The organism is Pseudonocardia abyssalis (genome assembly GCF_019263705.2).
Lineage (GTDB): Bacteria > Actinomycetota > Actinomycetes > Mycobacteriales > Pseudonocardiaceae > Pseudonocardia > Pseudonocardia abyssalis.
This window is the reverse complement of sequence record NZ_JADQDK010000001.1, coordinates 1845091-1868977: the sequence shown is the minus strand read 5'-3', so window position 1 is coordinate 1868977 and position 23887 is coordinate 1845091. Positions and strand designations below refer to the sequence as shown.

Here is a 23887-nt window from a genome sequence, read left to right as displayed (position 1 = left end):
GCCCCTTGCGTGCAGACCCACGAGATCGTCCGTCGTTTCACCGACCACTTCGTCGCCGCGGGCCACATCCGCGTGCCCAGTGCGTCGCTCATCCTCGACGACCCCAACCTGCTGTTCGTCAACGCGGGGATGGTGCAGTTCAAGCCGTACTTCCTCGGTGAGGTGTCGGCGCCCTACCCGACCGCCACGTCGATCCAGAAGTGCGTGCGCACCGGCGACATCGACGAGGTCGGCCGCACCACCCGGCACAACACGTTCTTCCAGATGGCCGGCAACTTCTCCTTCGGTGACTACTTCAAGGCCGGGGCGATCGAGCACGCCTGGAAGCTGATCACCGGCTCGCAGGACGAGGGCGGCTACGGCTTCGACCCCGAGCGCCTGTGGGTCACCGTCTACCTCGACGACGACGAGGCCATCGGGCTGTGGCGCGACATCGCGGGGCTCCCGCCCGAGCGGATCCAGCGCCGCGACGGCAAGGACAACTACTGGGACATGGGTGTGCCCGGTCCCGGCGGTCCCTGCTCGGAGATCTACTACGACCGCGGGCCGGAGTTCGGCGCCGAGGGCGGCCCGGTCGCGGACGAGAACCGCTACCTGGAGATCTGGAACCTGGTCTTCATGCAGGACGTGCGCGGTGACCTGAGCCCGAAGCTCGGTCACCCGCCGATCGGGAAGCTCCCGCGGCCCAACATCGACACCGGCATGGGTGTCGAGCGGGTCGCCACCCTGCTGCAGGGCGTCGCGAACGTCTACGAGACCGATCTCGTGCGCCCGGTCATCGCCCGGGCCGAGGCGTTCTCCGGGCGGCGCTACGGCGCCTCGGAGGAGGACGACGTCCGGTTCCGCGTCATCGCCGACCACGCCCGCTCCGGTGTGATGATCATCGCCGACGGCGTGACGCCCGCCAACGACGGCCGCGGCTACGTCCTGCGCCGCCTGCTGCGCCGGATCGTGCGCTCCGCCCGGCTCCTCGGCGTCACCGAGCCGGTGCTCGGGGCGTTCGCCGAGGTCGTCCGCGACGCGATGGCGCCGTCCTACCCGGAACTCGTCACCGACTTCGAGCGGATCTCCGCGGTCGTGCGCGCCGAGGAGGAGGCGTTCCTGCAGACGCTCACCGCGGGCGAGCGGATCTTCGACACCGCGGTGGCCGAGACCCGCTCCTCCGGGGCCACGGTGCTGCCCGGGGACCGCGCGTTCCAGCTGCACGACACGTTCGGCTTCCCGATCGACCTCACGCTGGAGATGGCCGCGGAGGCCGGGCTCGAGGTCGACCGCGACCGCTTCACCGCGCTCATGCAGGAGCAGCGCACCCGCGCGAAGGCCGACGCCGCCAAGCACAAGGTCGGTCACGGCGGCGACGGGTCGATCTACCGCGCACTGCTCGACACCCACGGGGCCGTCGACTTCCTCGGCTACACCGAGCTCGCCGCCGAGGGCACCGTCATCGGGCTGCTCGTCGACGGCGTACCGGTGCCGGCAGCCCGCGAGGGCGACGCCGTGGAGATCGTGCTCGACCGCACACCGTTCTACGCCGAGGCGGGCGGCCAGCAGGCCGACACCGGCACGCTGGCGGGCGGTTCGTTCACCGTCCGCGTCGACGACGTGCAGTCGCCCGTCGCGGGGCTGCGCGTGCACCGCGGCACGGTCACGGCGGGCGAGGTCACGCTCGACGCGGCCGTCGTGGCCACCGTGGACGTCGCCCGGCGCACGTCGATCTCCCGGGCCCACACCGCCACGCACCTCGTGCACGCCGGCGTCCGCGGCGCTCTCGGCCCGTCGGCCGCGCAGGCCGGCTCGCTCAACGCCCCCGGCCGCATGCGGTTCGACTTCACCTCGCCGAGCGGCGGGGTCGCCCCGGCCGCGCTCGCGGAGATCGAGGACGAGGTCAACACGGTCCTGCAGGAGGACCGCGCCGTCGAGTCCTACGAGACGACGATGGACGAGGCCCGCACGCTCGGCGCGATGATGCTGTTCGGCGAGAAGTACGGCGACCGCGTCCGCGTGGTCGACATGGGCGACTACTCGCGGGAGCTGTGCGGAGGCACGCACGTGGGCCGCACCGGCGAGATCGGCATGATCAAGGTGCTGTCCGAGGGATCGATCGGCTCCGGCGTGCGCCGGGTCGACGCCCTGGTCGGGCTCGACGCGTTCCGGTTCCTCTCGCGCGAGCACGTGCTGGTCTCGAACATCGCCGAGCAGCTCAAGGTACGCCCGGACGACCTGCCCGAGCGGATCAACGGGCTCGTCGAGCGGCTGCGCACCGCCGAGCGCGACCTGGAGAAGGTCCGGGCCGACGCCGTGCTGTCCTCGGCGGGCGCCCTCGCCGGCGGCGCCGAGGACGTGGGCGGGGTCGCGCTCGTCGCGGTCGCTGCTCCGGACGGGGTGGGCGGCAACGACCTGCGGGCCCTGGCCGCCGACGTCCGCGGCCGGCTGGGCCCGCGCCCGGGTGTGGTGGCCCTGTTCTCCGGGGACGGCGACAAGGTCGCCTTCGTCGTGGCCACCACCTCCGCGGCCCGCGACGCCGGGCTCGCCGCAGGCAAGCTGATCCCGTCCTTCGCGGCGGCCGTCGGCGGCCGGGGCGGCGGCAAGCCGGACCTCGCGCAGGGCGGTGGCACCGACCCGGCCGGCATCCCGGCCGCGGTGGAGGCCCTCCGGGCGCACCTGCGTGCCCGGTAGCCGTGCCGGTCGCTAGGCGCGGGCGCCGGCTCGGTATCGACGTCGGGTCCGTCCGGGTCGGGGTGGCGCTCTCCGACCCGGACGGGCTGATCGCGACGCCGCTGGCCACCGTGCCGCGCGACATCGACGGCGGTACCGACGTGGCCGCCATCGCGGCGCTGGTCGCCGAGCACGAGGCGGTCGGGCTCGTGGTGGGGCTGCCGCGCACGCTCGCCGGGCGCGAGGGCCCGGCCGCGGAGGCCGCGCGCGCGTTCGTGGCGTCGCTGGAGCCCGCGGTGGGCGTCCCGATCGAGCTGTCCGACGAGCGGCTCACCACCGTCGTCGCCACGCGGCAGATGCGCGAGAGCGGACGCAAGGGCCGCAAGCAGCGGGCCGTCGTCGACCAGGTCGCCGCGGTCGGCATCCTCCAGGGCTGGCTGGACCGTCATCGCTGATCACCGGCCCCCGGACGGTGAACCGGACGAATCGGACCAGGTGAGTGCTCAACCCCCGTCGGGTACGGGGGAGACCCGATCGTTACCCTCCGGCGTTGTGGACATCGACGGCCCGACGACCCGCTTGCGCGCCGTCGACGGATCGGCCGCCGATCCCGCGAGCGAGGCCGCGACCGCCCCGATCCCCGTGGTGCGCGGCGCCGGTGCCACGGCGACCGGCCGCTCCGACCGGGACTCCTCCGCGGACCGGGGCCCCTACCTGGACCGGGACCCCCGTCCCGACGGGGACGGCAGGGACGGGGACGGCAGGGACGGGGACGGCAGGGACGCGGACGGCAGGGACGGGGACGGCAGGGACGGTCACCCGGACGGGGACGGCCGGTCGGGCGCACCCGCGCGCGGGCGTCGGGCTCCGGGCCGGGCGCGCCGCAGCGGGGTCCTGCTGCTCGCCGTCGCGGTGCTACTGGTGGCCGTCGTCGGCGGCGCGGTCTACCTGTTCCGCTCGCTGACCTCGGCCGCCGACTTCGAGGGTGCGGGGGAGGGCGACGTGATCGTCCGGGTCGCCGACGGCGACTCCACCGCCGCGATCGGCCGCACCCTGGAGAGCACCGGGGTCGTGGCGAGCGTCGCCGCGTTCCTCGACGCCGCCGAGCAGGACGACCGGATCCTCGGTGTGCAGCCCGGTTCGTACCAGATGCGCTCGCGGATGTCCGCCACCGCGGCGGTCGAACGACTGCTCGAACCCGACGCCCGCGTGGGTCAGCTGGAGATCCGCGGCGGTGTCCAGCTCGACGACACCAGCGCCCCGGACGGCACCGTCGCGCCCGGCGTCCTCACGCTCATCTCGCGGGCCACCTGCGCCACGATCGACGGTGCGGACTCGTGCGTGGGCGTCGAGGACCTGCGCTCGGCGATGGCGGAGACCGACCCGGCCGAGCTCGGGGTCCCGTCGTGGGCGCAGGAGGCCGTCTCGGCCGCCGACCCGGTGCGCCGCCTGGAGGGCCTGCTCGTCCCCGGCCTCTACGAGGTGGAGCCGGGTCGGACGGCCGTCGAGGTGTTGCAGGGCCTGCTGGCCACGTCGACGGCCCGGCTCGAGGCCGGTGGCATCGTCGCCGGGGCCGACGCGATCGGGACCTCGCCGTACGAGGTGCTGATCATCTCGTCGCTGGTGGAGAAGGAGGGCATCACGCCGGACATGCCCAAGGTCGCGCGGGTGGTCTACAACCGCCTGCAGATCGGGCAGCGCCTCGAGCTGGACTCCACCGTCAACTACCCGCTGGACCTGCAGGCCCTGCGCACCACGGCCGAGGACCGCAGCACCCCGGGTCCGTACAACAGCTACGCCACCGCGGGCCTGCCGCCGACGCCGATCGCCGCACCCGGCCGTGAGGCCGTCGCCGCCGCGCTCGACCCCGAGCCCGGCCCGTGGTTCTTCTTCGTGCGCTGCCAGACCGACGGCACGTCGTGCTTCGCCGAGACGTTCGCCGAGCACACCGCCAACGTCCAGCTCGCGCGCGACAACGGGGCCTTCTGACCGGTCGCCCGGGTCAGGGCCGGCCGAAGAAGCCGGACGGCGGCATCGGGGACGGGGTGGCCCCGCGGTCGCCGACCGGGGTCGTGGCCAGCTCCCGGACCTGCGCGTCGTCCAGCACGCGGGCGGGGAACGGGTCGCCCGCCGCGCGCCGGACCAGACCCTGCACCGGCAGTTCGCCGTCGCGGGCGAGCAGCACGAGGTTGCCGAAGCGGCGCCCCTGGAGCACGTTCGGGGCGACGACGACGGCCAGCCGTGCGAACCGGGACCCGGCCACGGCGAACTGGGTGCGGGCGAACGGCAGCGCGCCGCCGTCGGCGACGTTGGCCGCGTACATCCCGCCCGGCGCGAGGACCCGCGCGGCGTCGGCGACGAACTCGGTGGTGGTGAGATGGGCGGGGGTGCGTGCGCCGGCGAACACGTCGAGTACGAGCAGGTCGACCGAGCCGGTCGGGACCTCCGTCAGCACCGCCCGCGCGTCGCCGACGGTGACCTCGATCCCGTACCCGTCGACGGGCAGCCGCGCCGCCACCAGGTCGACCAGCCCGGCGTCGATCTCCGCCACCTGCTGTGTCGAGCCGGGGCGGGTGGCGGCGACGTAGCGGGGCAGCGTCCAGGCCCCGCCGCCGAGGTGCAGCACCCGCAGCGGCGCGGTGGGCGGGGCGACGAGGTCGACGACGTGCGCGAGCCGCCGCACGTACTCGAACTCGAGGTGCGTGGGGTCGTCGAGGTCGACGTGGGACTGTGCGGTGCCGTCGACCAGCAGCGTCCAGCCCTGCGGCCGGTCGGGGTCGCCCACCAGCTCGGCGCTCCCGTGGTCGACCTCGGCCCGCACGACCGCCCGAGCCTCGTTCATGAGGTCATCCTGCCCCGGTTCACGCGGCCGGCGGCACCCAGCCGTAGACGTGGTCGACGACGACGGTGAGCAGGACGCGGCCCTCGGCGACCATCGCCGCCCGGTAGTCGTCCCAGTCGGGGTGCTCGCCGCGCACGTCGCGGTAGTAGGTGACCAGCGCCTGCACGGTGTCGTCGTGCGGGTCCGCGGCCGTCGCGGTGAGCTGCGCGGTGCCCTCTCCGACCGCGTAGGCGGTGAGGTCGGGCCGGGTGACCTGGTAGCTGACCCGCGGGTCGCGGCGCAGGTTGCGCGTCTTGGCCCGTCCCTCGGTCACGGAGATCCGGAGCGTGCGGGTGGCCGGGTCGAACGCGTGGGTCACCACGGAGGACTGGGGCCGCCCGTCGCGCTTGAGCGTGATGAGGACGCCACCGCCGATCTCGGTGAACAGGTCGAGCAGAGCGGGGTCGGACGCCATGGGAACTCCTGTCGGTCGGTGCCCCCGGGCTTACCACATCGGGCCCGCCGGGAACCGCTCCCGGGCCGGGTCGTCCACCTCGCGGTGCGCCCGTCCACAACCGGTGGTGGGGGTCTGGCGTGGGACGACCTCGGACCCGACGCTGGACCGGGAGGCGGGGAACCGGATCGGGCGGACGGGGGGTGTCAGGGTGATCGGGACGGGAGCGCTCGGTGACGGGGTGTTCTGGCCCGGGGTGTCGGGCGCGGGTCTGCTCGGGGCCCTGGCCGGTGCGGCGGCCGGTGCGGCCGTCCGCGTGCTGCTGGGGCGGATGGCGCGGGGGACGCGGGTGCGCGTGCCGGTGTGCGAGGTCGCGGTGGCGGCGCCGTGGGCCGCCGTCGTCGGGGCCTGGGCCGCGGGAGTGCTGCCGGGACGGTGGGTGCCGGTGCTGCTCGGGACGGCCTGGTTCGGGGTCGCGGCAGGGCTGGTCGACCTGCGGCACCACCGCCTGCCCGACGCCCTCACGCTGCCCGCGGTGCCTGCCGCACTCCTGCTGGTCACGCCGCTGGGCCCCGACGCCGTCGGGCGGGCGGTGCCCGGCGTGCTGCTCGCGGCCGGGGTGCACGCCGCGGTCCACCTCGCGGCTCCCGGGGCGCTCGGGGCGGGTGACGTGAAGCTGGCGGCGTCGCTCGGGGCGCCGCTGGCCGTGGTGTCCTGGCCCGCGCTCCTCCTCGCGGCGGTGCTGGCGTCGGTCCTGACGCTGGGGCGCGCGGCGGCGTGTGGTCGCAGAGCGGTGCCGCACGGTCCGTCGATGGTGGTGGGGTCGGCGGTCGTGCTGGTGGCGGCCGCGGCGGGTGCGGGTGGTCCCTGGTGAGAGGATGGCGGCGTGCTGCGTTGGATCACCGCCGGGGAGTCCCACGGTCCCGCGCTGGTCGCCGTGCTGGAGGGCATGGTCGCCGGTGTCGAGATCACGACCAAGGAGCTGGGCGCCGAGCTGGCGCGCCGGAAGCTGGGCCACGGCCGCAGCCCCCGGATGGCGTTCGAGGCCGACGAGCTCGAGGTGATCGGCGGCCTCCGGCACGGCCTGACGCAGGGCGGCCCGGTCGCGGTGCGCATCGCCAACACCGAGTGGCCGAAGTGGGAGACCGTCATGGCGGCCGACCCGGTGGATCCCGAGCTGATCGCGGGCCGCGCACGCAACGCCCCGCTCACCCGACCCCGGCCCGGCCACGCCGACCTCGCCGGCATGACGAAGTTCGGCTTCGACGACGCCCGTCCGGTGCTGGAGCGGGCGAGCGCCCGCGAGACGGCCGCGAAGGTCGTCATGGGCACCGTGGCGAAGGCGTTCCTCAAGCAGGCCCTCGGGGTCGACATCGTGTCGCACGTCGTGGCGATCGGCGCCGTCGACGCCCCGGAGGACGACCCCGTCCCCGGCCCCGGCGACCTCGAGCGCGTCGACGCCAGCCCGGTCCGCGCGTTCTCCGCGGAGACCACCGCGCACATGATCGCCGAGATCGACGCCGCCCACGAGGACGCCGACACCCTCGGCGGGGTCATCGAGGTGATCGCGTACGGGATGCCGGTGGGTGTGGGGTCCTACGTCCAGTCCGACCGCAGGCTCGACGGGCGGCTCGCCGGTGCGCTGATGAGCATCCAGGCGATGAAGGGCGTCGAGATCGGCGACGGCTTCCGCACCGCGCACCGCCGCGGCAGCGCGGCCCACGACGAGATGATCCCGGGCGACCCGGTGAAGCGGCTGTCCAACCGTGCGGGCGGCATCGAGGGAGGCATGACCAACGGCGAGCCGGTGCGCGTGCGGGTGGCGATGAAGCCGATCTCCACCGTGCCCCGGGCCCTGCGCACCATCGACACCGCCACCGGCGAGGAGGCCACCGCGATCCACCAGCGCTCCGACGCGTGCGCGGTCCCGCGGGCCGGTGTCGTCGCCGAGTCGATGGTGGCACTGGTGCTGGCCGAGGCGGCGCTGGAGAAGTTCGGGGGCGACTCGCTCGACGAGACCCGCCGCAACGTCGCGTCCTACCGGGCCGCGCACGCCTGACCCTCCACGGCGGGCCGGGCGGTCGTCACGTCGAGGGGACCGGGCACCGTCGCCCCGCCACGAGATCGACGGAGGAGGGCTGTCGCGGGCCGCCGACCCCTCTGACGTCGATCGCGTCCGCGTGCCCGGCTGGTGATCAGCGTCTCGGAACAGGGGGCGGGTCCCGGCCCGCACCCCGTTCCACACCGCTGATCACCGCGTCCACCACTACGGTGACGGTCGTGCGCGCCGGGGACCGGCGCGGAGGACCGGGACGGGTCAGCCGGTGCGGCGCGACGACCGGTCGACGGCCCTGCGGACGGCGGCGCGGAAGATCGCGGCGCGGCTCTCCGGCGGGGCGGTGCCGATGGGATCGTCCGCGCCGGTACCTGCACGACCGGCCGGGCCGTCGTCGCCCGGAGAGGCGTCGCCCGGAGAGGCGTCGGCCGCGGATCCGCCGGGTCCGGCCTCGAGCCCGGAGCCCGCGTCGAACGCCGCGAAGGGGGTGCCGGAGCCGGAGCCACGGGGGTCGCGCAGCTGCGGTTCGAGGTGGGACCGGCCGTCGCGGCGGGGGAGCGGGAGCTGCTCGCGCCGCGGGGGGAGCCGGTGGTCCTGTTCGCCGTGGTCCACGCCGGTTCTCCGATCGTGCGATCACCCCGGGCCGCGGGGCGGGAGTCGTCACCGTGCGCCGCATCGACGCCACGGGAGGCTATCGCGCCACCGGGTCGGTCGACGGGAGGGGGCGCGGAGGGTCACCGGGCGGTGCCGGCGCGATGGTCCCGGCCCGGTCACTACGCTCGACCGATGACCGCCCCACTCCGCCCGAGGCTGGTGCTCGTCGGCCCGCCCGGCGCCGGCAAGACGACCGTCGGCAAGGTGCTCGCCCGCCGGCTCGGCGTCGGCTTCACCGACGTCGACGCGCTGATCGTCGAACGGGCCGGGAAGCCGATCGCCGACATGTTCCTGCACGACGGCGAGGACGCGTTCCGCGCGCTGGAGCGCGAGGTCGTCGCGGACGCGCTCGACACCGTCGACGGGGTGCTCGCGCTGGGCGGCGGGTCGGTGCTGGCGCCGCAGACGCGCGCCGCGCTGCGCGGCCACCGGGTCGTGCTCCTGACGGTCGGGCTCGCCGACGGCCTGCGCCGCACCGGCATGTCGGGCGCCCGCCCGCTGCTCGCCGGGGTCAACCCGCGCGCCACGTTCAAGGCCCTCCTCGACGCCCGCGCGCCGCTCTACCGGGAGGTCGCGACGGTCGAGGTCGACACCGGGCGCCGCAGCGCCAACCAGGTGGTCAGGGCCGTGCTGCTCGCGCTGGGCGAGATCCCGCCGGACACGCCCGAGCCGCCCGCCGACCCCGCGAACCCCCTCGACGTCCCGACGCCGCACGAGAGCACACTGCTGCCGCACCCCGTGCGAGCAACGGAGGACTAGCGGCCCCGCGGATAGGGTGGACCCGTGATCCGGATCGACGTCGCCAGTGGCTCGCCCTACCCCGTGCTCGTCGGACGGGGGGTGTCGGACGAGCTGGTGGGCACCGTCACCGGGCTCGGAGCGGAGAAGGCCGTGATCGTGCACCAGCCGACGCTGGCCGACCGCGCGGAGCGGATGCGGGCCGACCTGGTCGCGGCCGGGGTCGACGCCCACCGCGTCGAGGTGCCCGACGCCGAGGACGGCAAGACGTTGACCGTCGCGGGGTTCTGCTGGGAGGTCTGCGGCACGGTCGGGCTCACGCGCGGCGACGTCGTCGTGTCACTGGGCGGCGGCGCCGTCACCGATCTCGCCGGGTTCGTCGCCTCGGCGTGGATGCGTGGGGTGCGGGTCGTGCACGTGCCCACCACGCTGCTCGCGATGGTCGACGCGGCCGTCGGCGGCAAGACCGGCATCAACACCGCCGCGGGCAAGAACCTCGTCGGCGCCTTCCACGAGCCGTCCGCGGTGCTCGTCGACCTCGCCACGCTGGAGACCCTGCCCGCCGACGAGCTGGTCGCGGGAAGCGCGGAGATCCTCAAGACCGGGTTCATCGCCGACCCGGTGATCCTCGAGCTCGTCGAGCGCGACCCGAAGGCGGCGCTCGACCCCACCGGCGACGTCCTGCCCGAGCTGGTCCGCCGCTCGATCCAGGTCAAGGCCGACGTCGTCGCGGCCGACCTGCGCGAGTCGCACCTGCGGGAGATCCTCAACTACGGGCACACGCTGGGCCACGCCGTCGAGCGCCGCGAGGACTACCGGTGGCGCCACGGCAACGCCGTCAGCGTCGGGCTGGTGTTCGCCGCGGAGCTCGCCCGCGCGGCGGGGCGGCTCGACGACGCCACCGCAGACCGCCACCGCGCGGTGCTCGAGTCCGTCGGCCTCCCCGTCCGCTACGAGCCGGGCGTGCTCCCGGAGCTGGTCGAGACCATGCGCGGCGACAAGAAGTCGCGCTCGGGGATGCTGCGGTTCGTCGTCCTCGACGGCCTCGCCCGGCCCGGGCGGCTGGAGGGCCCCGAGCCCGCGCTCCTGGAGACGGCCTACGCGATGATCAGCGTATGAACGTCCTCGTCCTCAACGGCCCCAACCTCGGCCGTCTCGGCACCCGCGAGCCCGCGGTCTACGGCACCACGACCTACTCCGACCTCGTCACGCTGTGCGAACGCGCGGGGGAGGAGCTGGGCCTGTCGGTCGAGGTGCGCCAGACCGACCACGAGGGCGAGCTGCTCGGCTGGCTGCACGGCGCGGCCGACGCCGGCACGCCCGTCGTGCTCAACGCGGGCGCGTGGACGCACACCTCCGTGGCCGTGCGGGACGCCTGCGCACAGCTCACCGCGCCGCTGGTCGAGGTGCACATCTCGAACGTGCACAAGCGCGAGGAGTTCCGCCACCACTCCTACATCTCGGGCGTGGCCGACGGGGTGGTCGTCGGCCTCGGTGTCCGCGGCTACGCCCTCGCGCTGCGCTGGATCGCCGGACGGGACTGACCGCGCGGGATCAGTAGCGCGGGTCGCGCTCCGGCGGGTACACCTCCGCGCGGGGGGCGATCACGGGACGCGCGCGCCGGGCCATCGCCAGGCTCGCGATCAGACCGATGACGCCGACGACGGCGAGGATCCAGCCGATGAGCTGCAGGTCGATGCCGTCGATGTCGATGCTCACGGCGAGGGCGAGGATCAGCCCGATCGCGATCAGTCCGATGCTCGATCCGATTCTCATGACGGGATGTACCCGGGAGCGTCCCGGCCCACACCTCACTACCGTGGGGCCGTGCCCCCCACCGCCCGCCGCGCCGCGCTGCGCACCCTGCTGGCCGAGCGCGAGGTCGACGCGCTGCTGGTCACGGACCTGGTCAACATCCGCTACCTCACCGGGTTCACGGGCTCGAACGCCGCGCTGCTCGTGCACGCCGACGGAGACGCCGCGAGCCGGTTCGGCACCGACGGCCGCTACCGCACCCAGGCCGACACGCAGGTGCCCGACCTGGAGCGGATCGAGGACCGCGCCACCGCGACCGCGGTCGCCGCCGCCGCGCACGACCTCGGGATCCGGCGGCTCGGGTTCGAGTCCGACGCGGTCACCGTCGACGCCTGCACCGCGCTCGCCGCGGCGGCCGACGGCGTCGACCTGCACCGCGCGCCCGGACTGGTGCAGCGGCTGCGGCTGGTGAAGGACGACGACGAGGTCGACGCGCTGCGGGCAGCGTGCACCGCCGCCGACGCCGCGCTGGCCGGGCTGCTCGCCGACGGCGGGCTCGTCGCCGGGCGCACCGAGCGGGACGTCGCGCTGGACCTGGAGAACCGGATGCGGCGCCTCGGCGCGCAGGGCCCGGCGTTCGAGACGATCGTGGCCTTCGGCGCGCACTCCGCGGTGCCGCATCACCGCGCAGGCGACGCCGTGCTCCGCACGGGCGACCTCGTGAAGATGGACTTCGGCGCGCTCGTCGACGGCTACCACTCCGACATCACGCGGACGGTCGTCCTCGGGCAGGCGGCCGACTGGCAGCGGGAGCTGCACGCGCTCGTCGCGGCCGCCCAGTGGGCCGGTCGCGCGGCGCTGGTCCCCGGGGCCGACGTCGTCGCGGTCGACGCCGCCGCCCGCGACGTGTGCGTCGAGGCCGGGCTGGGGGAGGAGTTCCTGCACGGCCTCGGGCACGGTGTCGGCCTGCAGATCCACGAGGCCCCGGCACTCGCCCGCACGGGGGTGGGCACGCTCGCCGCAGGCATGACCGTCACCGTCGAGCCCGGGGTGTACCTGGAGGGCCGCGGCGGCGTGCGCATCGAGGACACCCTCCTCGTCCGCGACGGGGGGTCCGAAGCGCTGACCCGGACCACCAGGGAGCTGCTCGAGGTCTGACCCGGGTACCCTGGCCGCCGGACGACGGTGCCTCGCGGCGCCGTCCGCGAGGACACCGGCGCGCCTCCCACCTCTGGACGAGCTGCGCGCCCCCGATACGACGCAGGAGACTTGCTCACGTGGCCACCACGAACGACCTGAAGAACGGCCTGGTGCTCAACCTGGACGGCCAGCTCTGGGCGGTCACGGCGTTCCAGCACGTCAAGCCCGGCAAGGGTGGCGCGTTCGTGCGCACGACGCTGAAGAACGTCATGACCGGGAAGGTCGTCGACAAGACCTTCAACGCGGGCACCAAGGTCGAGACCGCCACCGTCGACAAGCGCGACATGACCTTCCTCTACCGCGACGGCTCCGACTTCGTGTTCATGGACGGCGACACGTTCGACCAGATCCCGATCCCGGAGAACACCGTCGGCACGGCCGCGGGGTACCTGCTGGAGAACCAGGTCGCGATGGTCGCGCTGCACGAGAGCGTGCCGCTGTTCGTCGAGCTGCCGACGTCGGTCGAGCTGGTCATCAGCCACACCGACCCCGGCCTGCAGGGCGACCGCTCCACCGGCGGCACGAAGCCGGCCACGCTGGAGACCGGTGCCGAGATCCAGGTGCCGCTGTTCGTCACCACCGGCGAGAAGGTCAAGGTGGACACCCGCGACGGGCGTTACCTCGGCCGCGTCTCCTCCTGATGCTGCGCGCCCGGACGAAGGCGCGCAAGCGCGCGCTCGACATCCTGTTCGAGTCCGAGGCCCGCGGCGACGACCCGCTCGCGGTGCTCGTGCAGCGCCGGGAGACCGACGACGCACCGCCGGTCTCGGAGTACGCGGGGATGCTCGTCGAGGGCGTCGTGGCGCACCGTGAGCGGATCGACCAGCTCCTCGCGGAGCACGCCGAGGGTTGGACGGTGGCGCGGATGCCCGCCGTCGACCGGGCCCTGCTGCGGATCGGTGTCTTCGAGCTGCTGTGGGTCGACGAGATCGACGACCCGGTGGCGATCACCGAGGCGGTCGAGCTGGCTCGCACGCTGTCCACCGACGACAGCCCGCGCTTCCTCAACGGCGTACTCGGCCGCATCGCCGACATCGCGGAGCAGCTGCGCGCCACCCGCTGACGCCCGTGCGCGGAAGCGGCTGCCCCGGCCGCCGTTCCCGCTCACGAGACGGCGCCGCGCCGCGCCGCCCCCCGCGTTCAGGGTGCCGTCGGTCGCACTCTGTCGAATCGATTCGACGACCGGCGTAGCGTTCTCCCGGTCCTGCTGCGCCGAGGAGTTCTGGAGTACCGTCATGCCGGTCGCGATCGTCGTGATGGCCCTGGGGACGTTCGCCATCGGACTCAGCGAGTTCGCCGTGATGGGTCTGCTGCCCCGCATGGTCTCCGACCTGTCGGTGCCGCTGCCGGTCGGTGGCAACCTCGTCACGGCCTACGCCGTCGGGGTCGTGGTCGGGGCGCCGCTGCTCACGGCCGCGGCGGTGCGGTTGCGCCGCCGCACGGCCCTGCTGCTGTTCATGGCGTTGTTCGCCGCGGGCAACGCCCTCGCGGCACTCGCCCCGACGTTCGGGCTCCTGCTCGTCGCCCGGTTCGTGTCCGGCCTGCCGCACGGCGCGTTCTTCGGCGTCGGCGCACTGGTGGCCGCGTCGTTGGTGCCGCCGGGGCGGCGGGCGTCCGCGGTGGCGTCGATGGTGCTGGGTCTGACGGTCGCCAACCTCGTCGGCGTGCCCGCCGCGACCGCGCTGGGCGGGATGCTGGGCTGGCGGCTGGCGTTCGTCCTGATCACGGTGCTCGCGCTGCTGTGCGTCGCCGGGATGGTCGTCACCGTGCCCCGCGACGCCACGGCGGCCCGACCGAGCATCGGCGCCGAGTTCGCCGCGCTGCGCCGGCCCGCGGTGCTGCTCGCGCTGGGCACGGTCGTCGTCGGCTGCGGTGGGCTGTTCGCCTTCTACACCTTCATCGCGCCGATCATGACCGACCTCGCCGGTTTCGGGACGGGCACGGTCCCGGTGCTGCTGGGCGTGTTCGGGCTGGGCATGACGGTCGGCACGGTCGCGGGTGGGCGACTCGCCGACCGGTTCGACCCGCGCCGGGTGGTGGTCGCGATGCTGGCCGCCCAGACCGTGCTGCTGGTGATCGCGGTGTTCGCCGTGCGCTCGCCGGTCCCGGCCCCGGTGCTGGTCTTCGCGATCGGCGCCGTGGGGCTCGCGATCGTGCCCGCGGTGCAGACGCTCGTGCTGGACGCCGCGGGGGAGGCCCCGGCACTCGCGTCGGCGTCGATCCAGTCGGCGTTCAACCTCGCCAACGCGATCGGTGCGGCCGCGGGCGGGCTCGTGCTCTCGGCGGGTCTCGGCCTGGCGGCACCGCCCGCCGCCGGGGCCGTGCTCGCTGCGCTGGGGATCGTGCCCGCCGTCGCGCTGGTCCGGTACGCGCGCCGCCGGGTCGCCGTGGTCCCGGCCCGGTAACGACGAACGGCCCTCCCGTCCACGACGAGTGGACGGGAGGGCCGTTGGTCGGCCGTGGCGCCGGCACCCTTCCCCAGGTGCCGGTGCGTCACTGCGCGGGTCGGGCCTCCGGGGGGAGCACTCCCCAGTCGATGAGCTGGTCGGTCAGCTCGCCGGGGCTCTTGTCGTAGATGATCGCGAGCGAGCGCAGGTCCTCGGCACGGATGCTGAGCACCTTGCCGTTGTAGTCGCCGCGCTGGCTCTGGATGGCGGCGGCGTAGCGGGCCAGCGGGCCCACCTTGTCCGCCGGGAGCTGCTGCAGCCGCTCCAGGTTGATGACGATCTTCGTGGCGGGCTCGGACCCCGACGGCACGCGGCCCTCGGGCAGGAGCTCGGCCACCGGCACGCCGTAGAAGTCGGCCAGCTCGGCCAGCTTCTGCACCGTGACGGCGCGGTCACCGCGCTCGTACGAGCCGACGACGACGGCCTTCCACCGCCCGCCCGACTTCTGCTCGACGCCGTGCAGCGACAGGCCCTGCTGCTGCCGGATGGCGCGGAGCTTCCCGCCGAGCGCCTTGGCGTAGTCGCCCATGCGGCGACCCCTTTCCGTGACTGGCGCCGGCCCGGTCGGGGCCGACGTCGGAGGAACTGATGTGTTCTCGGGGATCCGGCGTTCGGGGACGCCGGTTGTCGAGTCGAGTGGTGCCCCCCGCGGCCACCCGCAACACAGTGGATCAATACGGAGAGTAATCATGCGCTCGCCGTCGCTGTCTGGTCAAGTTGTCCGGCCCGTCGCGGTCCCGTTACGCCCTGGTTCCACCCTAATGGCTGATCGACACGCCGCCGCCTGGGCTTTGTGGCCGGTCCGGGGAGGAGGCGGGAGGGCTGTCGTGACCGGAGCGTGACCATCGTGTGGCGCGTGGGACTCCAGAGGGTGTCGTGACGGGCGGTGTGATGCTGCCGATGCTGTGGCGTTCGAGGACGGGTCGTGTCGGTACCCGCTGGTACGGTCGGCCGCGGAAACCGTTCCTTTAAGGCCCGTCCGGTGAGGCGGGGAAGGAGAGCCTCGTGGCGAACGACCGCCGCGGGGACGTCCCAGGTGCGCCCGGAGACCGGGAACTGCTCAGCGCCGCCGACGTCACCCGCACCATCGCGCGCATCGCGCACCAGATCATCGAGAAGACCGCGGGCGACGAGGGCGTCGTCCTGATCGGCATCCCCACCCGCGGCACGATCCTCGCCCGCCGGCTGGCGGTCGCGATCGGTGAGTTCGCCGGGACCGCCCCCGAGGTCGGCTCGGTCGACGTCACGCTCTACCGCGACGACCTGCGTCGCCGTCCCGCGCGGGCGCTGGAGGGCACCGAGGTGCCCGACGGCGGCCTCGACGACCGGCTGGTCGTCCTCGTCGACGACGTGCTGATGTCCGGGCGCACCGTCCGCGCCGCGCTCGACGCGCTGGCCGACCACGGTCGCCCCCGTGCCGTGCAGCTCGCGGTGCTGGTCGACCGCGGGCACCGCGAGCTCCCGATCCGCGCCGACTACGTCGGCAAGAACGTGCCCACCTCGCGCGACGAGCTGATCCTGCTGCTGCTCGACGAGATCGACGGCGTCGACGGCGTGCGGTTGCAGCGGGTGGCCACCGGCGGAGCCGGCTCCTTCGAGGCTGCGCCGTGAAGCACCTGCTCTCGGTCACCGACCTCGACGCCGCCTCCGCCACCGGCCTGCTCGACACCGCCGACCGCCTCAAGCAGGCGCTGCTCGGCCGCGAGGTCCGCAAGCTCCCCACGCTGCGCGGGCGCACGATCATCACGATGTTCTACGAGAACTCCACCCGCACCCGGGTGTCGTTCGAGATCGCCGGCAAGTGGATGAGCGCAGACACCGTCAACGTCAGCGCATCGGGGTCCTCGGTGGGCAAGGGGGAGTCGCTGCGCGACACCTCGCTGACGCTGTCCGCGATGGGCGCCGACTGCGTCGTCGTCCGGCACCCGGCGTCGGGCTCCGCGCACCGCATGGCCGCGTGGGCAGACCGCGACCAGGGGATGACCGGCACGCACACCTCGATCGTCAACGCGGGCGACGGCACCCACGAGCACCCCACGCAGGCCCTGCTCGACGCCGCGACCCTGCGCGACCGGCTCGGTTCGATCGCGGGGCGGCGTATCGGGATCGTCGGCGACGTCCTGCACAGCCGCGTGGCCCGCTCCAACGTCTTCCTGCTCGCCACCCTCGGCGCCGAGGTGGTGGTGATCGGCCCGCCGACGCTGCTGCCGGTCGGGATCGGCCAGTGGCCGTGCCGGGTGAGCCCGTCGCTCGACGCCGAGCTGCCCGCCCTGGACGCGGTGATGATGCTGCGCGTGCAGGCCGAGCGGATGCACGGCTCGTTCTTCCCCTCGGCGCGGGAGTACGCGATCGGCTACGGCCTGTCCGAGGCCCGCGCGAGGCTGCTGCCCGAGCGCGCCGTCGTGCTGCACCCCGGCCCGATGGTGCGGGGCATGGAGATCGCGCCCGCCGTGGCCGACTCCCCGGCGTCGGCGGTGCTGGCGCAGGTCGCCAACGGCGTCCACGTCCGCATGGCCGTGCTCTACCACCTCCTCGCGGGAGCCCCCGAATGACAGATGTCCTGATCACCGACGTCCGCCCCTACGGCGAGGACCCCGTGGACGTGCTGGTGCGCGACGGTGTCGTCACCGAGATCGGCTCCGGGCTGACCGCGCCGGAGGGTGTGTCCACCCTGGACGGCGGCGGGCACGTCCTGCTGCCGGGCTTCGTCGACCTGCACGTGCACCTGCGCGAGCCCGGTGGCGAGGAGTCCGAGGACGTCGCCACCGGGTCCGCGGCCGCGGCGCTGGGCGGTTTCACCGCGGTGTTCGCGATGCCCAACACCGATCCGGTGGCCGACACCGCGGTCGTCGTCGAGCACGTGTGGCGGCGCGGGCAGGAGGTCGGCCTGGTCGACGTCCACCCGGTCGGTGCGGTCACCGTCGGGCTCGAGGGCGCGAAGATGGCCGAGCTCGGCACGATGGCCGCGAGCCGCGCGCAGGTGCGGATGTTCAGCGACGACGGCAAGTGCGTCAACGACCCGCTGATCATGCGCCGCGCGCTGGAGTACGCCTCCGCGCTGAACGTCGTGATCGCGCAGCACGCCGAGGACCACCGGCTCACCGGCGGGGCGCAGGCGCACGAGGGGGTCGTCGCCTCGCGGCTGGGGCTGGCCGGCTGGCCCGCCACCGCGGAGGAGACGATCGTCGCCCGCGACTGCGCACTGGCACGCGAGGCCGGAGCCGCGCTGCACGTCTGCCACATCTCCTCCTCCCGCACCGTCGACGTGCTGCGCGCTGCGAAGGCGGCCGGGGTGCGGGTGAGCGCCGAGGTCACCCCGCACCACCTGCTGCTCACCGACGGCCGGCTCACGAGCTACGACCCCGTCAACAAGGTCAACCCGCCGCTGCGCACCGCCGAGGACACCAAGGCGATGCGCGCGGCACTGGCCGAGGGCGTGATCGACGTCGTGGCCACCGACCACGCGCCGCACGCGAGCCAGTACAAGGACACCGAGTGGCAGAGCGCGCGGCCCGGGATGCTGGGGCTGCAGACGGCGTTCTCGGTGCTGGTGCACACCATGGTCGAGCCGGGGCTGCTCGACTGGCGCGGCGTCGCCCGGGTGCTGTCCGAGCGCCCCGCGGAGATCGGGAACCTGCCCGACCAGGGCCGTCCGATCGCGGTGGGGGAGCCGGCCACGTTCGCGCTCGTCGACCCCGAGGCGCAGTGGACGGTGCGGGGCGCGGCGCTGGCGAGCAAGGCCTCGAACTCCCCGTACGAGGGGATGCGGCTGCCCGGTGCGGTGGTCGCCACCGTCCTGCGTGGACGGATCACGGCGCAGGACGGGAAGGTGCGGTCATGACAGCGGTACTCGTGTTGGAGGACGGGCGGATCTTCCGCGGCGAGGCCTACGGGGCGCTCGGCACGGGGCTGGGTGAGGCGGTGTTCACCACCGGCATGACCGGTTACCAGGAGACGCTCACCGACCCCTCCTACCATCGCCAGATCGTGGTGCAGACCGCCCCGCAGATCGGCAACACCGGCTGGAACGACGAGGACGACGAGTCCGCCGGCATCCAGGTCGCCGGGTACGTGGTGCGCGACCCGTCGCGCTCGGCGTCGAACTGGCGCTCCACCGGATCGCTGGCGGAGGCGTTGCGGCGCCAGGGGATCGTGTCGGTCTCGGGCATCGACACCCGCGCTCTGGTGCGGCACCTGCGCGAGCGCGGGGCGATGCGCGCCGGGGTGTTCTCGGGAGACGACCTCGCCGCCGACGACGTGCTCGTGCGGCGCGTGCTCGACAGCCCGTCGATGACCGGCGCCGACCTCTACGGCGCCGTGACGACCCGCGAGCCCTACGTCGTGCCCGCCGTCGGGGCGACCCGGTTCCGGATCGCGGCACTCGACGTCGGGATCAAGGCGAACACCCCGCGGATGCTCGCGCAGCGCGGCGTGGAGACGCACGTGCTGCCCGCGTCGAGCACGATCGGGCAGATCGAGGGCTTCGACGGGTTCTTCCTGTCCAACGGTCCCGGCGACCCGGCCACCGCCGACGGCCCGGTCGCGCTGACGCGCGCGGTGCTGGAGCGCCGCATCCCGCTGTTCGGCATCTGCTTCGGCAACCAGATCCTCGGCCGGGCCCTGGGGCGCGGCACCTACAAGCTGCCCTACGGCCACCGCGGCATCAACATCCCGGTGATCGAGCACGCCACCGGCCGCGTCGCGATCACCTCGCAGAACCACGGGTTCGCCGTCGAGGGCGAGGCGGGGGAGGAGTTCGACACCCCGTTCGGCCGGGCGCGGATCACCCACACCTGCCCCAACGACGGCTGCGTGGAGGGCCTCGCGGCACTCGACGCGCCCGCGTTCAGCGTGCAGTACCACCCGGAGGCCGCGGCCGGCCCGCACGACGCCGCCGACCTCTTCGACCGGTTCGTCGACCTGATGCAGTCATCACCCAAGCCAGGAGAGCGCTGATGCCCCGCCGCGAGGACATCCGGCACGTGCTGGTCATCGGCTCCGGGCCGATCGTCATCGGCCAGGCGTGCGAGTTCGACTACTCCGGCACGCAGGCCTGCCGCGTGCTGCGCGACGAGGGCATCCGCGTCTCGCTGGTCAACTCCAACCCGGCGACGATCATGACCGATCCCGAGTTCGCCGACGCCACCTACATCGAGCCGATCACGCCGGAGTTCGTGGAGAAGGTGATCGAGGCCGAGCGCGACGCCGGGTTCCCGGTCACCGCGATCCTGGCGACCCTCGGCGGACAGACCGCGCTGAACACCGCGATCGCGGTGCACGACAACGGTGCGCTGGAGCGGCACGGCATCGAGCTGATCGGCGCCGACGTCGAGTCGATCCAGCGCGGCGAGGACCGGCTGAAGTTCAAGGAGATCGTGCTCGGCGTGGGCGGCGAGGTGCCGCGCAGCGCCGTCTGCCACTCGATGGACGAGGTGCGCGCGGCCGTCGGGGAGCTGGGGCTGCCGGTCGTCATCCGGCCCTCCTTCACGATGGGCGGGCTCGGCTCCGGGATGGCCCACACCGAGGCCGACCTGGAGCGCCTGGCCGGGGGCGGGCTCGCCGCGTCACCGGTCACCGAGGTCCTCATCGAGGAGTCGGTGCTCGGGTGGAAGGAGTTCGAGCTCGAGCTCATGCGCGACCACCACGACAACGTGGTCGTCATCTGCTCCATCGAGAACATCGACCCGATGGGCGTGCACACCGGCGACTCGATCACCGTCGCGCCGGCGATGACGCTCACCGACCGCGAGTACCAGCACATGCGCGACGTCGGCATCGCGGTGCTGCGCGCGGTCGGCGTCGACACCGGCGGCTGCAACATCCAGTTCGCGGTCCAGCCCGAGACGGGGCGGCTGGTCGTCATCGAGATGAACCCGCGGGTCTCGCGGTCCTCCGCGCTGGCGTCGAAGGCGACCGGGTTCCCGATCGCGAAGATCGCGGCGCGCCTGGCCGTCGGCTACACCCTCGACGAGATCCGCAACGACATCACCGGCGAGACCCTCGCGGCGTTCGAGCCGACGCTCGACTACGTCGCCGTGAAGATCCCTCGGTTCGCGTTCGAGAAGTTCCCCGGCGCCGACCCCGAGCTGACGACGACGATGAAGAGCGTCGGCGAGGCGATGGCGCTCGGGCGGTCGTTCCCGGAGGCCCTTGGCAAGGCGCTGCGGTCGATGGAGACCACCGCGGCCGGGTTCTGGACCACGCCGGATCCCGTGGGGCGCCCGGAGATCCGGGTCCCCGTCGACGGCCGCATCTACGAGGTCGAGCGCGCGCTGCGGACGGGGTCGACCGTCGCCGAGGTGGCCGCGGAGACCGGGATCGACCCGTGGTTCCTCGACCAGATCCTGGTGCTCACCGAGCTGCGCACCGAGATCGTCGACGCGCCGGTGCTGGAGTCGGTGCTCCTGCGGCGGGCGAAGCGCGCCGGGATCTCGGACCGGCAGATCGCCGCGCTGCGCCCCGAGCTCGCGGGTGAGGCCGGTGTGCGCACGCTGCGCCATCGGCTCGGCGTCCGCCCGGTCTACAAGACGGTCGACACGTGCGCGGCGGAGTTCCGGGCGCTGACGCCGTACCACTACAGCGCCTACGAGACCGACCCCGCGGCGGAGTCGGAGATCGCACCGCAGCCCGACAGGCCCAAGGTGCTCATCCTCGGCTCCGGGCCCAACCGCATCGGGCAGGGCATCGAGTTCGACTACTCCTGCGTGCACGCCGTCATGGCGCTGCGCGAGGCGGGGTTCGAGACCGTGATGGTCAACTGCAACCCCGAGACCGTCTCCACCGACTACGACACCGCCGACCGTCTCTACTTCGAGCCGCTGACGTTCGAGGACGTGCTGGAGGTGGTGCACGCCGAGCAGGGGAGCGGCACCGTCGTCGGCGTGATCGTGCAGCTCGGCGGGCAGACCCCGCTCGGGCTCGCGGCCCGTCTCACGGCCGCGGGGGTGCCGGTGGTGGGGACGAGCGCCGCCGCGATCGACCTGGCCGAGGACCGCGGCGCCTTCGGCGAGGTGCTCCGCAAGGCGGGACTGCCGGCCCCGGCGTTCGGCATGGCCACCACGTTCGACTCCGCGCGCGAGATCGCCGCCCGCATCGGCTACCCGGTACTGGTGCGCCCGTCCTACGTCCTGGGCGGGCGCGGCATGGAGATCGTCTACGACGACGAGACCCTCGCCGGTTACATCGCCCGCGCCACGACGATCAGCGACGAGCGGCCGGTGCTGGTCGACCGGTTCCTCGACGACGCGGTCGAGATCGACGTCGACGCGCTGTGCGACGGCACCGAGGTGTTCGTCGGCGGCGTGATGGAGCACATCGAGGAGGCCGGCATCCACTCCGGTGACTCCTCGTGCACGCTGCCCCCGGTCACGTTGGGGCGCAGCGTGATCGAGGCCGTGCGCCGCTCCACCGAGGCGATCGCGCACGGCGTCGGGGTGCGGGGGCTGCTCAACGTCCAGTACGCCCTGCACGGCGAGACGCTCTACGTGCTCGAGGCCAACCCGCGCGCGTCGCGGACGGTGCCGTTCGTCTCCAAGGCCACCGCGGTGCCGCTGGCGAAGGCCGCGGCCCGGATCATGTTGGGCGCCACCATCTCCGAGCTCCGCGGCGAGGGGCTGCTGCCCGCCGAGGGCGACGGCGGCGAGCTGCCGCCGGACGCGCCCGTCGCGGTCAAGGAGGCGGTGCTGCCGTTCAACCGCTTCCGCACGAAGGACGGGCGCGGGGTCGACCCGCTGCTCGGCCCGGAGATGAAGTCGACCGGCGAGGTCATGGGCATCGACGCCTCCTTCGGCCCGGCGTTCGCGAAGTCGCAGGCCGCGGCGTACGGGTCGCTGCCGGCGGGCGGGAGGGTGTTCGTCTCCGTCGCCGACCGCGACAAGCGCGCGATGGTCTTCCCGGTCCGGCGACTGGCCGATCTCGGGTTCGAGATCCTGGCGACCGACGGCACCGCCGACGTGCTGCGCCGCAACGGGATCACGACCACGCCGGTGCGCAAGCACTCCGAGGGCGGCGAGACCATCGTGGAGCTGATCCTCGACGGGCAGGTCGACATGATCATCAACACCCCGTACGGCAACTCCGGGCCGCGGGTGGACGGCTACGAGATCCGCGCCGCCGCGGTCAGCCGGGGCGTCCCGTGCATCACCACCGTGCAGGGTGCCGCGGCCGCGGTGCAGGGCATCGAGGCCACGAGGGCGGGCCGGATCGGCGTGCGGTCGCTGCAGGAGACGCACGCGGCCCTGCAGAAGGCCCGATCATGAGCACGGTCGTGGGCTTCGGCGAGCGCCTGGCCGCCGCGGTCGCCGCGCACGGTCCGCTGTGCGCCGGGATCGACCCGCACCCTCCGCTGCTCGCCGAGTGGGGCCTCACCGACGACGCCGACGGCCTGGCGCGCTTCGCCGACGCGTGCGTCGAGGCGTTCGCCGGGCACGTGGCGGTGGTCAAGCCGCAGTCGGCGTTCTTCGAGCGGCACGGCTGGCGGGGCGTGCAGGTGCTGGAGGGGCTGCTCGCGGCGTTCACCGGCACCGGCACGCTGACCCTGCTCGACGTCAAGCGCGGCGACATCGGGTCCACGATGGACGGTTACGCCGACGCGTACCTCGCGGTCGGTGCCCCGCTCGGCGCCGACGCGGTCACGCTGTCGCCGTACCTGGGCTTCGACTCGCTCGCCCCGGCACTGGACGCGGCGGACGACGCGGGTCGCGGGGTGTTCGTCCTGGCCCGCACCTCCAACCCGGAGGGCGCGGACGTGCAGCTCGCGACGTTCGGCGGGCGCAGCGTCGCGCAGGCGATGGTCGACGGGGCCGCGGCCCGCAACGCCACCGTCCCCGGCGGGGTCGGGGTGGTGGTGGGCGCGACGATCGACCACGGCCTCGACCTCACCGCCCTCGACGGCCCGGTCCTCGCCCCCGGGCTCGGCGCGCAGGGGGCGGGCCCGGCCGACGTCGCGGCGCGGTTCGCCGGGGTACGCGGGACCGTGCTGCCCGCGGCGTCGCGGTCGGTGCTGACGGCCGGTCCGGCCCCGGCGGCGGTCCGGGCGGCGGCGCAGGGCCTGCGCGACGAGTTGGCGGTGGCACGGGCCTGAGCGGGCCCGCCACCCCGCCTCCGCG

23 protein-coding genes are annotated in these 23887 nt (G+C 74.1%); 18 read left to right on the top strand and 5 right to left on the bottom strand.

Features of this window, described 5'->3' with window-relative positions; genetic code table 11:
- Nucleotides 1-9: 9 nt before the first annotated feature.
- From alaS to I4I81_RS08940, 3 genes are all read left to right on the top strand, one after another.
- The gene (gene alaS / locus I4I81_RS08950) at nt 10-2676 is read left to right on the top strand and encodes an alanine--tRNA ligase (protein WP_218605145.1); all 2667 of its coding nucleotides are present in this window, start codon (nt 10-12) and stop codon (nt 2674-2676) included.
- Nucleotides 2677-2678: 2 nt separating this feature from the next.
- The gene (ruvX, locus tag I4I81_RS08945) at nt 2679-3110 is read left to right on the top strand and encodes a Holliday junction resolvase RuvX (protein ID WP_218605146.1); all 432 of its coding nucleotides are present in this window, start codon (nt 2679-2681) and stop codon (nt 3108-3110) included.
- 97 nt (nt 3111-3207) lie between these two features.
- A complete protein-coding gene (locus I4I81_RS08940) occupies nt 3208-4644 on the top strand; it encodes an endolytic transglycosylase MltG (RefSeq protein WP_226363841.1) in 1437 nt (478 codons plus the stop codon).
- A gap of 13 nt (nt 4645-4657) precedes the next feature.
- Here the strand turns inward: I4I81_RS08940 and I4I81_RS08935 are convergent, their stop codons facing one another.
- Nucleotides 4658-5497 carry a spermidine synthase gene (locus tag I4I81_RS08935; RefSeq protein WP_218605147.1) on the bottom strand — a complete coding sequence of 280 codons (840 nt, stop codon included), beginning with the start codon at nt 5495-5497 and terminating at the stop codon, nt 4658-4660.
- A 19-nt stretch (nt 5498-5516) separates the two neighbouring features.
- Nucleotides 5517-5951 carry a PPOX class F420-dependent oxidoreductase gene (locus I4I81_RS08930; RefSeq protein ID WP_218605148.1) on the bottom strand — a complete coding sequence of 145 codons (435 nt, stop codon included), beginning with the start codon at nt 5949-5951 and terminating at the stop codon, nt 5517-5519.
- Nucleotides 5952-6141: 190 nt separating this feature from the next.
- Between I4I81_RS08930 and I4I81_RS08925 the strand changes: the two genes are divergently transcribed.
- Nucleotides 6142-6804 (top strand): prepilin peptidase, encoded by a 663-nt coding sequence (locus I4I81_RS08925; protein ID WP_218615954.1) that lies wholly within the window; start codon nt 6142-6144, stop codon nt 6802-6804.
- A gap of 12 nt (nt 6805-6816) precedes the next feature.
- Nucleotides 6817-7989 (top strand): chorismate synthase, encoded by a 1173-nt coding sequence (gene aroC / locus I4I81_RS08920; protein ID WP_218601725.1) that lies wholly within the window; start codon nt 6817-6819, stop codon nt 7987-7989.
- Nucleotides 7990-8247: 258 nt separating this feature from the next.
- On the opposite strand, the gene I4I81_RS08915 is transcribed toward aroC, so the two are convergent.
- Nucleotides 8248-8598, bottom strand: a complete 351-nt coding sequence (locus I4I81_RS08915) for a hypothetical protein (protein ID WP_218601724.1) — start codon at nt 8596-8598, stop codon at nt 8248-8250.
- 174 nt (nt 8599-8772) lie between these two features.
- Between I4I81_RS08915 and I4I81_RS08910 the strand changes: the two genes are divergently transcribed.
- From I4I81_RS08910 to aroQ, 3 genes are read left to right on the top strand one after another with little or no spacing between them, the layout of a single operon-like run.
- Nucleotides 8773-9399 (top strand): shikimate kinase, encoded by a 627-nt coding sequence (locus I4I81_RS08910; protein WP_218601723.1) that lies wholly within the window; start codon nt 8773-8775, stop codon nt 9397-9399.
- Between the two features lie 24 nt (nt 9400-9423).
- Entirely contained in the window at nt 9424-10497 is a 1074-nt protein-coding gene (aroB, locus tag I4I81_RS08905) for a 3-dehydroquinate synthase (protein WP_218601722.1), read from the top strand.
- The gene (gene aroQ / locus I4I81_RS08900) at nt 10494-10922 is read left to right on the top strand and encodes a type II 3-dehydroquinate dehydratase (RefSeq protein ID WP_218601721.1); all 429 of its coding nucleotides are present in this window, start codon (nt 10494-10496) and stop codon (nt 10920-10922) included. Before aroB ends, aroQ begins: the two co-directional genes overlap by 4 nt.
- 10 nt (nt 10923-10932) lie before the next feature.
- On the opposite strand, the gene I4I81_RS08895 is transcribed toward aroQ, so the two are convergent.
- The gene (locus tag I4I81_RS08895; RefSeq protein ID WP_218601720.1) at nt 10933-11154 is read right to left on the bottom strand and encodes a DUF6458 family protein; all 222 of its coding nucleotides are present in this window, start codon (nt 11152-11154) and stop codon (nt 10933-10935) included.
- A gap of 51 nt (nt 11155-11205) precedes the next feature.
- Between I4I81_RS08895 and I4I81_RS08890 the strand changes: the two genes are divergently transcribed.
- From I4I81_RS08890 to I4I81_RS08875, 4 genes are all read left to right on the top strand, one after another.
- Nucleotides 11206-12291 carry a M24 family metallopeptidase gene (locus tag I4I81_RS08890; RefSeq protein WP_226363840.1) on the top strand — a complete coding sequence of 362 codons (1086 nt, stop codon included), beginning with the start codon at nt 11206-11208 and terminating at the stop codon, nt 12289-12291.
- Between the two features lie 119 nt (nt 12292-12410).
- Nucleotides 12411-12974 (top strand): elongation factor P, encoded by a 564-nt coding sequence (efp, locus tag I4I81_RS08885; RefSeq protein ID WP_218601718.1) that lies wholly within the window; start codon nt 12411-12413, stop codon nt 12972-12974.
- 2 nt (nt 12975-12976) lie between these two features.
- On the top strand, nt 12977-13396 hold the full coding sequence (gene nusB / locus I4I81_RS08880; protein WP_218601728.1) for a transcription antitermination factor NusB: 420 nt from the start codon (nt 12977-12979) through the stop codon (nt 13394-13396).
- Nucleotides 13397-13568: 172 nt separating this feature from the next.
- Nucleotides 13569-14738, top strand: a complete 1170-nt coding sequence (locus tag I4I81_RS08875) for an MFS transporter (RefSeq protein ID WP_218601717.1) — start codon at nt 13569-13571, stop codon at nt 14736-14738.
- Nucleotides 14739-14826: 88 nt separating this feature from the next.
- Here I4I81_RS08875 and bldD read toward each other — a convergent pair whose 3' ends face one another.
- Nucleotides 14827-15309, bottom strand: coding sequence for a transcriptional regulator BldD (bldD, locus tag I4I81_RS08870; protein ID WP_141276189.1), 483 nt, complete (start codon nt 15307-15309; stop codon nt 14827-14829).
- A gap of 476 nt (nt 15310-15785) precedes the next feature.
- On the opposite strand from bldD, the gene pyrR reads away from it, so the two are divergent.
- From pyrR to pyrF, 6 genes are read left to right on the top strand one after another with little or no spacing between them, the layout of a single operon-like run.
- A complete protein-coding gene (gene pyrR / locus I4I81_RS08865; protein ID WP_218601716.1) occupies nt 15786-16391 on the top strand; it encodes a bifunctional pyr operon transcriptional regulator/uracil phosphoribosyltransferase PyrR in 606 nt (201 codons plus the stop codon).
- Nucleotides 16388-17332: an aspartate carbamoyltransferase catalytic subunit gene (locus I4I81_RS08860; RefSeq protein ID WP_218601715.1), complete on the top strand. Its 945-nt coding sequence runs from the start codon at nt 16388-16390 to the stop codon at nt 17330-17332. The genes pyrR and I4I81_RS08860 overlap by 4 nt, the downstream gene beginning before the upstream one ends.
- Nucleotides 17329-18621, top strand: coding sequence for a dihydroorotase (locus I4I81_RS08855; RefSeq protein ID WP_218601714.1), 1293 nt, complete (start codon nt 17329-17331; stop codon nt 18619-18621). The genes I4I81_RS08860 and I4I81_RS08855 overlap by 4 nt, the downstream gene beginning before the upstream one ends.
- Nucleotides 18618-19736, top strand: coding sequence for a glutamine-hydrolyzing carbamoyl-phosphate synthase small subunit (gene carA, locus I4I81_RS08850; protein WP_218601713.1), 1119 nt, complete (start codon nt 18618-18620; stop codon nt 19734-19736). Before I4I81_RS08855 ends, carA begins: the two co-directional genes overlap by 4 nt.
- Nucleotides 19736-23038 (top strand): carbamoyl-phosphate synthase large subunit, encoded by a 3303-nt coding sequence (gene carB, locus I4I81_RS08845; protein WP_218601712.1) that lies wholly within the window; start codon nt 19736-19738, stop codon nt 23036-23038. The genes carA and carB overlap by 1 nt, the downstream gene beginning before the upstream one ends.
- Nucleotides 23035-23862: an orotidine-5'-phosphate decarboxylase gene (gene pyrF / locus I4I81_RS08840; RefSeq protein WP_218601711.1), complete on the top strand. Its 828-nt coding sequence runs from the start codon at nt 23035-23037 to the stop codon at nt 23860-23862. The genes carB and pyrF overlap by 4 nt, the downstream gene beginning before the upstream one ends.
- Nucleotides 23863-23887 lie beyond the last annotated feature (25 nt).